The organism is Thalassotalea sp. G20_0 (assembly GCF_017744175.1).
In the GTDB taxonomy this organism is placed as follows: domain Bacteria; phylum Pseudomonadota; class Gammaproteobacteria; order Pseudomonadales; family Endozoicomonadaceae; genus Endozoicomonas.
The window spans coordinates 1-2405 of the sequence record NZ_JAGHQV010000154.1; the positions used below are offsets into that span (position 1 = coordinate 1).

Consider the following 2405-nt stretch of genomic DNA (forward strand, 5'->3'; position numbering starts at 1 on the left):
TTGGGCAATGACCGGCTTCTGGGTGGTTCTGGCAGTGATATCTATGTCATCAAGGCTGATGGCAGCAAGGATACCATTGAAGATTATGATAATTCGGGTACGGATCTCGACAAGATATTGTTTGATACGGCCATCAGCCTAGAGCATGTCAGTTATCGAAGAACCGGAACTGACCTGGTTGTGGAGATCAATAAGGATGATGTCCTGACAGAGGTTGTGATAAAAAATGGATTTGTCAGCGACCGAAACCAGATAGACCAGTTCGAGTTTTCTGATGCTACGGTCATAAGTATGACTGAAGCCCTTGAACAGGCCGCGAAGTGGACAGGCACCGATGAAGCTGAAACTGTTTATGGTTATTCCGGCGTAGACATCATCAATGCCTTGGGAGGTGATGATGTGATCTATGGTGGTGAAGGAAATGATCAGCTGTCAGGCAACCTCGGCGATGACCGGCTTTATGGAGAACTCGGAGATGATACCCTCACTGGAGAAAGTGGCCAGGATCGCCTTTATGGTGGAGTTGGTGACGACTCCCTGAATGGGGGGCTGGATAACGACTCTTTATCTGGAGGAAAGGGTAATGACACTTACGTTATTTCCCAAGGTGATGGGCACGACACGATCACTGAGTATTCAAGTGGCAGTGATACGGATCGCATTCAACTGGGGGAAGAGATTTCACCGGAAAGTGTGGTAGCTCGTCGGCAAAGCACAGACCTTCTATTGCACATTGGAGATGACCAGTCGGTTCGTGTTCGCAACTATTTCAACAGTGATTCGACCACCAATTACGCCGTTGACACAATTGATTTTGCTGACGGTACTCGTTGGGATATTGAAACGGTCAAACAAAAAGTGCTGGTACCCACACAGGGTGATGACATTATTCTTGGCTATGACAGTTCCAGTGATCAACTGAGCGGTCTTGGCGGCGACGACCAGCTGTTTGGCGGTGACGGTGACGATGTTCTTGACGGTGGTGCAGGAACAGACCATTTGGATGGGGGGGCTGGCAGTGACGTCTATCTATATGGTGCCGGTGATGGCAATACCACTATTAATAATCATGACCTCAGTGAAGGGCGCCATGACGTGTTGCGCTTTAAGCAAGGCATTTCACCTGATGCCTTAAGGGCTACTCGCTTCCTGGATGATTTGTTGCTGACGTTCAGTGAATCCGGTGATGTCATTACTGTAAGCGAGTATTTCAGTCAGGATACGGCCGGTGGTGATGCTCTGGATATCATTGAATTTGCCAGTGGTGAGCAATGGGATATTGCAACAGTAAAAACTCTGGTTCAGCAGAGCACCGATGGTGATGACACGCTTTATGGTTATGAAACCAGAGATGAGCTCACCGGTGGTCTGGGGAATGACCGGATTTATGGTAAGGGGGGTAATGATCAGCTCACCGGTGAAGATGGAGATGACCACCTCTATGGTGGAACCGGAGATGACCATTTATCAGGTAGTTCAGGCCAAGACTATCTTGATGGTGAGTTTGGGGATGATCACCTTGAAGGTGGAGAGGGTGATGATTCCCTCTATGGCCGAGCTGGTAATGATTATCTCGACGGCGGTAACAATGATGATCATCTCTATGGTGATTACGGTAATGACCAGCTGGTTGGTGGCGAAGGTAATGATTACCTCGATGGCGGCCGAGATGATGATCAGTTAACCGGTGGGACTGGTAATGACCGTCTCTACGGTGGCTATGGTAACGACTCGCTGACAGGTGGTATGGGTGACGACATCCTGAGCGGCGACCAAGGGGCTGATGATTATTACTTTGCCCAAGGCGATGGAAAAGATGAGATTCGGGATAACTATCAGGATCAGACTCGCCTATTACTGGCTGGCCTTGATCTTGACCTGATTACTTTCCGCCGTGTGGATGATGACCTGACTTTGACTTTCCGTGACAGTACTGAAGACAAAGTTACGCTCAAGTATTTCTTTGACAATGATTTGCCAAAGAGTGGTCTTACGCTGGTTGGTCCTGAAAACGTCACACAGGTTCTCGATAAAGCAGCGATTAACCTCAAAACACTGGAGGGCACGGGATTAGATGATGTGATTGAGGGTAACGACCTGGTGAATCAGGTGACTGCTCTCGATGGCAACGACCGTGTGCTGGGTTATGGCGGTGATGACGTTATCAGTGGTGGTGATGGCCAGGATCGTCTTCAGGGTGGTTTTGGAAATGACGTACTTTCCGGTGATAGCGGTGACGATTCCCTTGAAGGCGAAGCGGATGATGATCACCTGACTGGTGGGCTGGGCAATGACACCCTGACGGGCGGTGAAGGTGCTGACACTTATCATTTTTCTGCTGGAGACGGGCAGGATGTGATTCATAACTACGATAGTGAAGGCATGGACACTATTCGGTTTGCAGA

General features: G+C 49.1%; 1 protein-coding gene. It reads left to right on the top strand.

All coding sequences use genetic code 11. The features are described from left to right. A partial coding sequence (locus J7438_RS25135) for a calcium-binding protein (RefSeq protein WP_286196927.1) occupies positions 1-2405 on the top strand: 2405 nt, incomplete at both ends.